The organism is Ensifer sp. Root954 (assembly GCF_001429005.1).
Classification (GTDB): domain Bacteria; phylum Pseudomonadota; class Alphaproteobacteria; order Rhizobiales; family Rhizobiaceae; genus Ensifer; species Ensifer adhaerens.
The window spans coordinates 55,462-66,068 of record NZ_LMJM01000052.1; the positions used below are offsets into that span (position 1 = coordinate 55,462).

General features: G+C 59.7%; 15 protein-coding genes and 1 tRNA gene (1 of these 16 running past the window's edge). 13 read left to right on the forward strand and 3 right to left on the reverse strand.

What is annotated here, in order from left to right; translation table 11 throughout:
* The 8 genes from ASE71_RS36305 to ASE71_RS30955 all read left to right on the forward strand — a co-directional run.
* Window positions 1-391 (forward strand): hypothetical protein (locus tag ASE71_RS36305; RefSeq protein ID WP_162263926.1); only part of this gene is annotated, 391 nt, incomplete at its 5' end.
* Window positions 375-1,166: a helix-turn-helix domain-containing protein gene (locus tag ASE71_RS30925; protein ID WP_060635003.1), complete on the forward strand. Its 792-nt coding sequence runs from the start codon at window positions 375-377 to the stop codon at window positions 1,164-1,166. The genes ASE71_RS36305 and ASE71_RS30925, both read left to right, overlap by 17 nt.
* Window positions 1,166-1,546 carry an HNH endonuclease gene (locus ASE71_RS30930; protein ID WP_060635004.1) on the forward strand — a complete coding sequence of 127 codons (381 nt, stop codon included), beginning with the start codon at window positions 1,166-1,168 and terminating at the stop codon, window positions 1,544-1,546. Before ASE71_RS30925 ends, ASE71_RS30930 begins: the two co-directional genes overlap by 1 nt.
* A 36-nt stretch (window positions 1,547-1,582) precedes the next feature.
* A complete protein-coding gene (locus ASE71_RS36090; protein WP_156411766.1) occupies window positions 1,583-2,065 on the forward strand; it encodes a hypothetical protein in 483 nt (160 codons plus the stop codon).
* A complete protein-coding gene (locus ASE71_RS30940) occupies window positions 2,062-2,472 on the forward strand; it encodes a hypothetical protein (RefSeq protein WP_060635006.1) in 411 nt (136 codons plus the stop codon). Before ASE71_RS36090 ends, ASE71_RS30940 begins: the two co-directional genes overlap by 4 nt.
* Window positions 2,473-2,550: 78 nt before the next feature.
* On the forward strand, window positions 2,551-3,771 hold the full coding sequence (locus tag ASE71_RS30945) for a phage major capsid protein (protein ID WP_060635007.1): 1,221 nt from the start codon (window positions 2,551-2,553) through the stop codon (window positions 3,769-3,771).
* Window positions 3,772-4,041: 270 nt separating this feature from the next.
* Entirely contained in the window at window positions 4,042-6,018 is a 1,977-nt protein-coding gene (locus ASE71_RS30950) for a tape measure protein (protein ID WP_244497396.1), read from the forward strand.
* Window positions 6,015-6,686 carry a hypothetical protein gene (locus ASE71_RS30955; protein WP_060635009.1) on the forward strand — a complete coding sequence of 224 codons (672 nt, stop codon included), beginning with the start codon at window positions 6,015-6,017 and terminating at the stop codon, window positions 6,684-6,686. Before ASE71_RS30950 ends, ASE71_RS30955 begins: the two co-directional genes overlap by 4 nt.
* Window positions 6,687-7,250: 564 nt before the next feature.
* Here the strand turns inward: ASE71_RS30955 and ASE71_RS30965 are convergent.
* Both ASE71_RS30965 and ASE71_RS30970 read right to left on the reverse strand, forming a co-directional pair.
* The gene (locus ASE71_RS30965) at window positions 7,251-7,649 is read right to left on the reverse strand and encodes a hypothetical protein (protein WP_156411767.1); all 399 of its coding nucleotides are present in this window, start codon (window positions 7,647-7,649) and stop codon (window positions 7,251-7,253) included.
* 61 nt (window positions 7,650-7,710) lie between these two features.
* Window positions 7,711-8,133, reverse strand: coding sequence for an Arc family DNA-binding protein (locus ASE71_RS30970; protein WP_060635011.1), 423 nt, complete (start codon window positions 8,131-8,133; stop codon window positions 7,711-7,713).
* Window positions 8,134-8,222: 89 nt separating this feature from the next.
* Here ASE71_RS30970 and ASE71_RS35400 point away from each other — a divergent pair, with 89 nt between their 5' ends.
* The 5 genes from ASE71_RS35400 to ASE71_RS30990 are packed head-to-tail and all read left to right on the forward strand — an operon-like array spanning window position 8,223 to window position 10,489.
* Window positions 8,223-8,393 (forward strand): Arc family DNA-binding protein, encoded by a 171-nt coding sequence (locus ASE71_RS35400; RefSeq protein WP_082620428.1) that lies wholly within the window; start codon window positions 8,223-8,225, stop codon window positions 8,391-8,393.
* A gap of 39 nt (window positions 8,394-8,432) precedes the next feature.
* The gene (locus ASE71_RS30975) at window positions 8,433-8,678 is read left to right on the forward strand and encodes a hypothetical protein (protein WP_060635012.1); all 246 of its coding nucleotides are present in this window, start codon (window positions 8,433-8,435) and stop codon (window positions 8,676-8,678) included.
* Entirely contained in the window at window positions 8,671-9,159 is a 489-nt protein-coding gene (locus tag ASE71_RS30980) for a hypothetical protein (protein ID WP_060635013.1), read from the forward strand. Before ASE71_RS30975 ends, ASE71_RS30980 begins: the two co-directional genes overlap by 8 nt.
* Window positions 9,159-9,398: a hypothetical protein gene (locus tag ASE71_RS30985; RefSeq protein WP_244496980.1), complete on the forward strand. Its 240-nt coding sequence runs from the start codon at window positions 9,159-9,161 to the stop codon at window positions 9,396-9,398. The genes ASE71_RS30980 and ASE71_RS30985 overlap by 1 nt, the downstream gene beginning before the upstream one ends.
* On the forward strand, window positions 9,398-10,489 hold the full coding sequence (locus tag ASE71_RS30990) for a tyrosine-type recombinase/integrase (RefSeq protein WP_060635014.1): 1,092 nt from the start codon (window positions 9,398-9,400) through the stop codon (window positions 10,487-10,489). Before ASE71_RS30985 ends, ASE71_RS30990 begins: the two co-directional genes overlap by 1 nt.
* A 70-nt stretch (window positions 10,490-10,559) precedes the next feature.
* Here the strand turns inward: ASE71_RS30990 and ASE71_RS30995 are convergent.
* Window positions 10,560-10,607, reverse strand: a tRNA-Phe gene (locus ASE71_RS30995) (it continues 46 nt past the right edge of the window).

Consider the following 10,607-nt stretch of genomic DNA (forward strand, 5'->3'; position numbering starts at 1 on the left):
GATTTCAGTAAGTTGTGACGAAAATTCTGTCAAACTCGCTAGTGAAGATCAAACACTTAGCGGGAATTTGTCAAAGGCTAAAGCCCCTCCCGCACCGATTGAGGAGGCCATTTTCGGCCTCAGTATTTCTCGCAAAATTGGTCATCCAGAGCAAGCGGTCGGGACTTCAGTCCTGATGGCTCTGGACGCTTCGGGCGGGCGCTGCACCGCTACAACGGCTCAGCTCGCTCACTCGCTGCGCATGGGTGAGCAGCACGTCATCGGGGCTTTGCGGAGCATGCAGGGCAAGGGCTTGCTGCGGATCGTCATAGAGCCCGATGTTGCGGCTATGGCGCGGCTTGGAGACGACTACAGGGCGGCAAAGCGCAGGCTTCATGAGCGAGAAGCCTGACCTTCCCGGTAAAGCCGATGTTCCGATGGCATATCGAGCGATCTGCTTGGTGCGCGCCTTGTCTAGCGACGCCAAGAGCATCGCTGCGATCATCATTGGCTATTTCAACCCGAGAACGGGTCAATGCGACCCCGGAACAGATACTCTCATGAGGCGATCAGGCGTGAGTAAGAGAAACGTCGTCAATGCGACGAACGAGTTGGATCAGCTAGGTCTGGTTGTAAAAATCAGGCACGGCGGCAACGGTTTTAGGTCTCGATACCAGCCCAACTGGAAGCGGTTTCGGGAGATTATTGAGGCCTACGAGAAGGAAGAACCGGAACCGGAGATAGTGCAAAAACGTGCACTTACTAAGTGCAAAAACGTGCACTTAGACAGTGCAAATTCTTGCACCCTAACTCAATTAAGGAACTCAAGTAAGAAACTCAAAGGCACTGACGGCGCAAGTGGAGGGGTTGAGCCCTCCAGGCCAGCAGGAACCTCAACGGCGGTGACGGCCGAGATGGTGAATGGGCTTTTGAGGAAGAGTGTGCGGGGGGCGAACCACTCACGCAAATCACCACCATCGGTTGTGTCTGCTCAGGCCGATGCTTGGACGATGATCGATCGCTGGCTTTCGAGTTTGTCGCCAACGACGCGCGAAGCAATCGACCGGATATGGACGTCTGACGTCCAGCAGGCAGCAATCATTGCAGAACAGAAAACCCGAGGAGCTGGCCGCGATCTGATCATGGATCGTGTGGCTCGGCTCTCTCCAACAGCCGGGAGACATTGATGGCTAAGCTGACGACACTGAAACCGCGCCTTGCGACGCTGGCTCCCCGCCTTGGCCTGGCCAAGCCTACCGATCGCAAAGAAGCCGAGGCTCAGCGCCTCAAGCAACGCGATCAAGAGCAGCCGTGGCGCAAGTGGTACTACACCCGGCGTTGGAAGAAGCTGCGCGAGCAGGTGCTGCTTAGGGACGGCTACACCTGCCAAAAGACTGGCGTGATCTGCGTCGGCAAGCATCCAGAGGGCAATAGTCCTGTTGTCGACCACAAGACACCGCATCGCGGAGTGCTAGCGTTGTTCTGGGACATCGACAACCTCGAAACCCTCTCAAAGGCGTACCACGACCGCGAAAAGCAAAAGGCCGAGCGCGGCGCGCGATGGTGAGGGAGGGGTGGGGCAAAAGTCAAAACAGGCTCTCGCTTGTCCACCCGCGTCCCCCACATTCGCACGATTTTTTTGAGCTGGAGTTATTTTCGGCTCAACCCCGAATTAGCAGCAGCGTCAGCGACATCCTCTCCGCAACTATCTGAATTTGCACGTGTTTTCTGGTCATTGGGCTCGAAAATGTTGGAAACAGAAACATTTTTTTCACTTCGCCAAGTTGGCGACATACGCAAGGAAAAACCGATGAAAGCAAAGCCGAAGGAAACCGAAGCCGAGGCGGGGAAGCGCTCGCTCTGCGACCAGATGCTTTACGGCTCCGCAAAGCTGATCATGGCGGACGTGGGTGTTAGCCTGCCCATGCTGCTCGACCGAATGCTGACGTTCGCTGCCGTGCAGGCAAGCGTCAACGAAGGCAGCCCGCGAGCCGCTGCGCGGTTCCGCCAGTTGGCAGACCGCATCGAGGCCGGTGCCCTTCACTCGTTGACGGGCGCGCGCCACGAAGCGAAGGGGCTGCAATGACCAGCCGCAAGCGCCGCCTCGGCCAGAAGGTCGCCGCCCATGGGTGTCATGGTGTCACCCATGGCACCGCCCCGACCGCGAAGGGCCAGCCGTTCGAACTCTCCCCGTTTAACAGCAAAACTCCATCTGCCGTTCGCATCGTAGACCATGCGCTGGCGGTGCAAGGTTGGGCGCGATCGGCGCGGCTCAAGATCCTCAAGGCGATCAAGAGCGGATCGGGAGACGAGCCGCTGAGTAGAATTCTCGAAGAGGCCGGCTTGACGGAATCGTCCGTTGATCCTACCTCTGGCATCAGGCATGCCAAGCGCTGCTCAGAGGACGGAGAACCCGGCCTCACCTGGCCCCCGGATATGTCCAGCGCTATCCGCACCAGTCGCAAGTCAAAACTCGCTAACCGCGAGCATTGAACCCGTTTCCACAACGGCGGCGATTTGGTGTTTCGGCCTGATGCCCTCCCTACGCCGCCTCAGATGAGGCAAAATCTCATGACGAAGCATATCCGCATGCCGCTGGCTCCCCTCGCGGCTCTCTTGGCTTCCTCGGCACCCGCCGCCCTGCGCTCCATGCCGCGAGCGGAAGGTGACGTTTCGGCTGTTCTCCACCAGATCGGCGCCGAAGTTGGCCGGATCAACAAGGATCTCAGGAACCGCATCGACACGCAGGAACAGACCATCGAGCAGTTGCGCACGCGCCAGCTCGACCTTGAACAGCGCGGCGGCGGCCGCCGAGGCGGATCGTCAAACCCGCTTTCGTGGGGCGCGACGGTAACCCAGAGCACCGAGTATCAGACGTTTGTGGCCAATAGCTGCAAGGGCAAGGCGAAAATCGGCGTTTCGAACGCTCTGACCTCCATCAGCACCTCTGCCGGCGCCCTGATCACGCCGGATCGCGATCCGAACGGTGTCATGCTGCCGCGCCGTCGCCTGACCGTGCGCGCCTTGCTTGGCTCCGGCCGCACCGGGTCGAACTCGGTCGAGTATTTCAAGGAAAAGACTTTCGTAAACAACGCTGCGCCTGCCGGGGAAGGCACCCAGAAGGCGGAGTCCGATATCACCTACGAGCTGGCTGATACGCCGGTTCGCACGATCGCGCACTGGATCCCGGCCTCCCGGCAGGCGATGGAGGATGCACCGCAACTCGGCACACTCGTTGATGGCTCGCTGCGCTATGGTCTGGCGATCAAGGAAGAGGTTCAGCTCCTCTACGGCGACGGAACCGGCCAGAACCTGCACGGGATGATCCCGCAGGCAACGGACTTCGACATCACCCGGGTGGTGGCCCGCGACACCCGTCTCGACATCCTGCGCCATGCAATCAGTCAGGCCGAAGAGGCAGATCTGCCGGCATCGGGCGTGCTGCTCAACACCCGCGACTGGCTGAACATGATGGGCATGAAGGACGACGAAGGCCGCTATCTGTCAGACGGCCCTTGGCAGGGTGGACCTGGTACGGTCTGGGGTCTCCCGGTTGTTTGGACCAACTCCATGCATGTCGGAGACTTCCTCGTTGGTGCCTTCGAGTCCGCGACGATGATCTATGACCGGATGGACCCCGAAGTGATGGTTTCCGACGAAGATCGGGACAACTTCATCAAGAACATGCTGACGATCCGCGCCGAGGAGCGGCTTGCCTTCGCCGTAAAGCGCGCCGCCGCCCTGATCCACGGCAATTTCACCGCGATCACCATCCCCCCTGTCACTCCCTGATTGTCTCAGAGCAAGGAGCGCCCCGGCCACTGTGCCGGGGCTTTTTCACTCCGGAAGGATCGTTAGATGGCGACCGATATTGAAAAGCTCGTCGTGCAGCTCTCAGCCGACATCAATTCTTACAAACGCGAAATGCAACGCGCAGCCGGCATCACCAATGCACAGGCCCGAGCGATTGAGAACCGTTTCAGAGGCATGCATCGCCGCCTCGATACCATCGGGCGCAGCTCGGCGCAGGCTCTCATTGCCCCTTTGACCGGGATCGCAGCGGTGCTGTCGGTGCGCGAGGTTGCGCAGTACGCCGACGCTTGGACCACCGCGAAAAACAGCCTCGCCGTGGCTGGCGTCGTGGGCGACCGCCAAGCAGACGTGCTTGAGCGGCTGTATCAGTCGGCGCAGGCCAACGCCGCGCCAGTCGGGGCGCTCGCTGATCTGTTCGGCAAGGCGGCGCAGGCCTCGGACAACCTCGGCGCTTCGCAGCAGGATCTGCTGCGCTTCTCCGACGGAGTGGCGACGGCGCTGCGCGTCAGCGGCACCAGCGCGACCGAGGCGTCTGGCGCGCTCACGCAGCTCGGCCAGCTCCTCGGCTCGGCCCGCGTGCAGGCCGAGGAATTTAACTTGGTCAATGACGGCGCGCGGCCTATCCTTATGGCTGTCGCGGCCGGCCTCGATGCGGCTGGCGGATCTGTCAACAAGCTCAAGCAACTGGTGAACGATGGCAAGGTTTCAGGCCAGCAGTTTTTCCAAGCGTTCTTGCGCGGGCTTCCTCAGATCCAGTCCATGGCGTCGAACGCGACACAGACGATTGATCAGGGACTGACGAAGGTTCGCAACGCCTTCACGAAGTACATCGGGGAGACGGATAGTTCTCTCGGCGCGTCGGCGCGGCTGGTTGACGGTCTCAACGCCCTGGCTGACAACTTCGACAAGACGGCCGACATTACGCTGAAGTTCGCCGGCATCCTCGCCGGCGCACTCGTCGGCCGTTCCATCGCCGGCATGATCGCCACCATCCCGAATGCGGCTTCGGCTGTCATTGCGCTCACCACTGCAATGCGCGCTGGCTCGCTCTCTGCTGCTGGCTTCTCGGCGGCGCTCGGCCCGCTCGGCTTGATCCTCGGCGCGGTCACAGGAGCCGTGCTGATCTTCCGAAACTGGAAAGGATCGATCGACGACGCGACCCGCAGCCTTGCGGAGCAGGCGACGACGGGTGAAGGCGTCCAGTCAATGATTGCCGACGTGCAGAAAGCGCAGGACGCGTACAAGGTGGCGATCGCGCAGACGGCCGGCGCTCAATCCTCGGCAACGTCCAGCATCGTGGCCGATACCAAGAAAGAGTTTGAGGCGAAGAAATCGCTTCTGGAGCTGGAGATGAAGCGCCAACAGGCGCTTGTCGCCGTCAGTCGGGCGTCGCTGGCCGAGAAGAGCGCGGCGCTGCGCTCTGAGGTCGGCGGCTCGGTCAATGTCGACATGGGCCGCGCCGAGCGTGGCGGTTTCTCAGATCCTCGCGTTGGCCGCTTTGTCGGCCTGCCTGACGATATCACCGGCCTCGAGAAAACGCGGGATGTGATCGCCAAGAGCCCGCTTTCCGCCGAGATCCAGAAACTGCGCGCCGAGATCGACCTGGCTGAAATCTCGACCGGCAAGCTGAATGAAGCCCTGTCCACGACATTCAGCGACAACGCGGGCGGAAAGGCCGCTGGCGGCGGCGCCAGCGACGGCAAGGGCGGCGGCGCGAAGAAGAAGGCCGACGAGTATCAGACGCTCACAGACCGCATCGCAGAGGCCACGGCGGCGACCATAGCTGAGACCGATGCACAACGCGCCCTCAATCCCACGATCGAGGATTACGGCTATGCGCTGGAGAAGGCCCGCACCGCTCATGAACTGTTGACGGCCGCAACGGCCAGCGGCCTCGAATTGACGCCGAAGCTGCGCGCCGAGATCGACACGCTGGCCGACGCCTACGCCAATGCGACGGCCGAGTCCGGGCGACTGGCCGACAGCCAAGACGAGATCCGCCAGCGCGCGCAGGAAGCGACTGCGTTTCAGCGCGACATGGCTCAAGGCATCGTCAGCAGCTTCCTTGAGGGCAAGAAGGCAGCCGATGTCTTCGCTGACGCCCTCACGAACATCTCCAATCGCCTTCTCGATCTAGCGTTCGACGACCTCTTTCCACGCAACGGAAATTCCGGCGGTGCGATCATCGGCGGCACCTTCTCACTCAACATCAGGAGACCCGCATGAGTGCGTTTTACTGTGAAATCTTCCCCGACCGTATCGAGCTGCTGACTGACGCGGCGTTCTATTCGGATGACGGAACGCTGACGGATATCGGCCGCAAGGTCTGGACTTCTGAGTATTTGCCGCTGGCGGTGACCGGCCGCGGCGACCGTGAGGCTGTCGCCAGCGTCGCTGCTGCCGTGATGGCCGCCGCGACGGTGATGACCACCGTCAACGACGTGATCAATGTCTTCGAAGAGATGTTGGCCGAGCGCAAAGGAAGCGCGCCGGCCGAGCATGTGGAGATCCTCATTGCGGGAATTTCTGAGACTGACGGGCCGGCCGCCTTTTTCGTCAACACCCACGGCCTGGCCGGCTTCGACGCTTGGCAGCTCTATCGCACCCCTGACGCTTTCGGAGCGGGTGGCGAACTTACAGAGGCCGAGGCCGGCGCCGTCGTCGCTGTGGGTGGTGGACTGGAGCAAACCGGTGTGGCGCTGATGGAGGCTTTGCGGCGCAAGCGCGGCAACCATCCCTCTAAGCCGGATATGCCTGAGATCTATGGCATCGGCGGCCACGTGGATCTCACGCTGGTTTCTGCGCTCGGGTGCACCACGGAAACCATTCACACCTGGCCGGATCAGGTCGGCAAGAAGATCGACCCGTTTGCGGCCGATGTGGCAGCGGCTTGAGGTGCGGGCGTGATTGTATCTCTCTCTGAAGCCGACTGGCGGGCAATTGAGAAAAATCTCAGCGCTCGACGTGGCGTTAAGCGTTCTAATTCGGCTTCCCCTCCGGTGGAGGAGGCTGATGGGCCGGATCAAGTCGCCAAGTTGGCGACATGCGTGAGCGAGGGGTAAAGGTCCGCAGCTAGGACATTTTTGGGCGGCTGCGAGATTTGCGCGGCCGCACTTTATTTGAGGCGTGGAAGCGTGCCGTTGGTGGAGGGCTGCCCACCAGGCAAGGTGTTTTTCGGTGGGAAGATCGTTTGGTGAAACCACGGCCACGCCTCCTGTGGCAGTCTTCCACTCATGTTTTCGGGATTGATTTCCGTGATAAGAAAATTTTCGAAATTGAAAAAAGGTTCAAAATGGACCCGTAGTTCGCTTACAGAGGCTTGCGATTTGATGCAGTATATAAGAGGCAAATAGTTCCAATAGCTCAAGACGTACGGGCTGCTCGTAATCCATCGATTAAACATCTCAAGATTGAATGTGGGCGTGTAGAACACGATCATGTAAATCTTTACTGGCATGTCACTTCACAGCCTCTTCACCTTCGACGAAAACGTTAGGCGTTTGTTCTGCCTTCCCGTCGATCGTCTGAATGGGTTTTCCGGTTTCACCGAGGACGGCGATGCGTCTTAATTCGACCAGATATTCTTCGGATTGAAGGCGGTCGGGATCGCGAATTGCGAAGTAGGTATAGAAACCAACTGAAACAACGACGACCAACACTACCAAATAGGTCAGCACTTCCTGGGTCCATCCGGTACTGAAATAGATTGCTGGCAGCAGCGTGGTCAGCGCTATGGCGAGCAGCAAGAGCATTGGCGTCAGTACGCTCTTAGTCGTCATGCGTTGGATAGCCTCACCGTGATGAGGCACCAATCCTGATACTCCCGCCCCTATGGCTGGCGGTCGACGTTTAGCCACGTCTGTCTCCCCTCATATAACGCCCCTCGCGTTTGGCTTCCGAACAAAAGGTCGTCGGCACTCAGGTGCGAGACGGTTTGATTTTATGAACGATGGTGATTGGGTCATCGTCGGCCTCAACGCCCAGCCACTCCCTCGCGGCTTGTTCGATTGCCTCCCGAGGAAAGATCACTTCGGAACCCAGATGCTTCGGAGGAGGAAGCTCACCAGTACGAACTAAGTCATCAAGCGCCATTGTGGATACACCAAGCAGGGCGGCGGCAGCGGCCCTGCTCAACCCTATCGGCTTCAGCTGGACGATCTCGATCGGTGTGTCCCAGTCTTGTTCGAGCGTCGCCTGAAGGCGCGCTACGATCTCAGCGTTCATCGACCGCCCGTTCTCTGCGGCAGCGGCGGCTATACGATCCTTTAGCTCAGGGAGCATTCGCAACCCGAACGGTGGAACGTTCGAAACTTTTTCATCAGCGGGCTTCTTGCTGCTCATGACTTCACCTTGTAGCCATTTTCCGTTTGACCGCAATAACTACACAGTGTAGCTACAACACAGTGTAGTCATTGCGGAGGTCAGAAACAATGAGCGCAGCAATCCCTCCGCTGGGAGTGCGTCTCCCTGCGGAAATCAAGGAAAAGATCAAGGCGGCGGCCGTAGTCAATCGGCGCTCGATGAACGCGGAGATCATCGTGGCCCTTGAGCGATTCTACTCAAACGGCAATCCAAAAGAAAAAGGCCCCGTCTCGGCGTAGGAACCGACGGGGCCTTTTGTGCAACCAGAAAGGTCTGAAATGCAAAAGCAACGTACATCATTCTCTGCTGAATGCGCAAGAGAGGCGCAAGTCGCCTTCATCAACAACGACGAAGCTGTGACTTTGCTCCGCTGCGCCTGGCTCGCTTTGCAGGGTGGCGGCGCCTACCTCCGAAACGAACAGTACTTGGAGGCGACATACGGCACGATCCAGATTGCCCTCGGGAACCTCGATCGCGTCAGCGAGGCGCTACGCACAATCCAGGAGGACTTGGACAATGCATAGCGCCCTCTCCCGCCGCGCCCTGCTGGCAAGCCCGTTGGCTCTTTCTGCCTACGCCGCCACCCCTGCCGATATGTCGGCACCCCCTGCCGATGTACCGGCACCCCCCGCCGTCAGCGGCGAACTCTCGTGGATGATCGACACCTACGAGGAGATTGCGGCAAATCGGGCCGTTCTGGTGGGTGAGATCATGCGTATCTCCGCATCGCCCGATCAGCCTCCATGCGCTGAAGTCGTCACCCCCTGCCGGTATATCGGCACCCCCTACCGTCAGCGGCTCGAAGAGGAGGAGTTTGCCCTGTTTGGAAAGCTCTCCGAAATCGAGAAATGGCTGCGCGCATACACGTGCCGCTCGCTGGCCGACGTTGTCGCTATCGCAGCCTTCGCCGAGACATGGCTTGCGGATGATGGGACCGACATGGAAGCGCGCAGCGACCTGTTGCGCGCGATCTCCGCATTCGCTGTTGCAACGGAGGAACGCTGATGGCGACGGCTACACTCAATCTCAAGGTCAACCATCGGCCCCGTATGCTCTCGCTGAAAGAGGCGGCCGAATACTGCGGCTTGGCCGTGAAGCGCTTTCCGGGCGCATGCCGAGTTTCGCCGGTCGCCATGCCAACGGGTGAGCGCCTATATGACCTCCGCGACCTCGATAGCTGGATCGATGCGCTTAAGGATGGCGCGCCCGATAGCGATGACGAAATCCTCGGAAAGCTCGGCTAATGGCAGATCGCGAGAAACGTCAGAACAAGTACAAGGGCTGGCAGATCTTCCGAGACAAGAAGCCGCCTTTCGAGTGGCGCGCCTATCATCGGAAGAGCCGCGAGAAGATCGACTGCACGAAGTTCGAGCCATACACGCTCGCCTTTGATGTCGAAGTGCACCGGATCAACGAGCTGCATAAGGTCAAGGAAGCAAAGCCGGGAACGCTTGGCATGCTCATCAAGAAGTACCGTGCCAGCCCCAAATTTCTGAAGCGCGCCCCGAGGACGAAGAGCGACTATCAGTTGGTGTTCGATTGGCTGAAACCCATCGAGGATACGCCTCTGGAGCGTTTCACCCGGAGCTTCGTCGCGAAGATCCGAGACAAGGCCGAATTGCAGCACAAATTCCGCTTTGCCAACAAGGTCCGGTCTGTCCTGTCTATCATCTTCAACTGGGGCTTGGAGTACGACTACGTGAAGGAAAACCCGGTCGAGGCGGTCAGCGTAGCCGAACGGCCGAAAAGCCTTGGGGACGCGAACAGGCCTTGGACCGATGCAGAGCGGGAAACCGTGCTCGGCGCCCTACCCGCTCATATGAGCCTCCCGATCGGCCTCATGATGTTCTACGGACTCGACCCTCAGGATGCGCTGGCGCTGCCCAAGACGGCCGTAGCGTCTGCCGGTATCGACACGCGCCGGCATAAAACGGGCCAGCCTGTCTACTTGCCGATTTTCGAGCCGGTAGCCGTCGCCCTGGCTAAGGCGCCGAAGCATGACGCGATTACCTTGTGCGCCAACAGCAGAGGTCAGCCGTGGACCTATAACGGTTTCAGCACGAATTGGGACAAGCTGAAAAAGAAGCTGGAGAAGGATGGGCTGGTGCAGCCAGGGCTCACGCTCAAGGGGCTTCGCCACACGGTCGGGACCATCCTTGCCGAGATGGGCAAGGATAACGGCACCATCGCCCTCGTGCTCGGCCACGCGACTGAAGCCATGGCAAAGCACTACTCAAGGCGGGCCGACCGCACGCGCCAGACGACTGCCGCCGTTGCCGATTTCGAGGCCGAGCTGAACAAACGCAAAACCAAAGTTGTCAAATCCACGACGTGATTTTGTCAAACGCGGCTACGTAAGAGGAATTGCATACATGGAAAAATCTAGGCACAGCAAGGGCTTAGAATGGTGCCCGGAGGCGGATTTGAACCACCGACACGCGGATTTTCAATCC

Excerpts from the sequence above, each read along its gene's own strand:
- ASE71_RS30925 (WP_060635003.1), top strand. The coding sequence starts at position 375 with ATGAGCGAGAAGCCTGACCTTCCCGGTAAAGCCGATGTTCCGATGGCA.
- ASE71_RS30930 (WP_060635004.1), top strand. The coding sequence starts at position 1,166 with ATGGCTAAGCTGACGACACTGAAACCGCGCCTTGCGACGCTGGCTCCC.
- ASE71_RS30940 (WP_060635006.1), top strand. The coding sequence starts at position 2,062 with ATGACCAGCCGCAAGCGCCGCCTCGGCCAGAAGGTCGCCGCCCATGGG.
- ASE71_RS30945 (WP_060635007.1), top strand. The coding sequence starts at position 2,551 with ATGACGAAGCATATCCGCATGCCGCTGGCTCCCCTCGCGGCTCTCTTG.
- ASE71_RS30955 (WP_060635009.1), top strand. The coding sequence starts at position 6,015 with ATGAGTGCGTTTTACTGTGAAATCTTCCCCGACCGTATCGAGCTGCTG.
- ASE71_RS30970 (WP_060635011.1), bottom strand. The coding sequence starts at position 8,133 with ATGAGCAGCAAGAAGCCCGCTGATGAAAAAGTTTCGAACGTTCCACCG.
- ASE71_RS35400 (WP_082620428.1), top strand. The coding sequence starts at position 8,223 with ATGAGCGCAGCAATCCCTCCGCTGGGAGTGCGTCTCCCTGCGGAAATC.
- ASE71_RS30975 (WP_060635012.1), top strand. The coding sequence starts at position 8,433 with ATGCAAAAGCAACGTACATCATTCTCTGCTGAATGCGCAAGAGAGGCG.
- ASE71_RS30980 (WP_060635013.1), top strand. The coding sequence starts at position 8,671 with ATGCATAGCGCCCTCTCCCGCCGCGCCCTGCTGGCAAGCCCGTTGGCT.
- ASE71_RS30985 (WP_244496980.1), top strand. The coding sequence starts at position 9,159 with ATGGCGACGGCTACACTCAATCTCAAGGTCAACCATCGGCCCCGTATG.
- ASE71_RS30990 (WP_060635014.1), top strand. The coding sequence starts at position 9,398 with ATGGCAGATCGCGAGAAACGTCAGAACAAGTACAAGGGCTGGCAGATC.